Raw genomic sequence first — 239 nt, forward strand, 5'->3', positions numbered from 1 at the left:
TCCCTCGTTGTGGAGCGCGCGGACCGTGGCGACGACCATCACCCAGGCCAGAGAGACCGGGATGAGGATCTTCCAGCCCAGCGCCATGAACTGGTCGTAGCGCAGCCGGGGCAGGGTGGTGCGCAACCAGATGAAGAAGAACAGGAATCCCCACACCTTGGCGACGAACCAGATCAGCGGGAACCATCCCGAGTTGGCGCCGTCCCACAGCGAAATCGGCCAGGGTGCATGCCATCCGC

1 protein-coding gene is annotated in these 239 nt (G+C 64.4%); it reads right to left on the reverse strand.

The features are described 5' to 3' along the window. The coding region (locus SB754_RS22740) for an NADH-quinone oxidoreductase subunit H (protein WP_410784533.1) at positions 1-239 on the reverse strand (239 nt) is incomplete at both ends.

The sequence above is a fragment of the Leifsonia sp. SIMBA_070 genome, from assembly GCF_046534635.1.
In the GTDB taxonomy this organism is placed as follows: domain Bacteria; phylum Actinomycetota; class Actinomycetes; order Actinomycetales; family Microbacteriaceae; genus Leifsonia.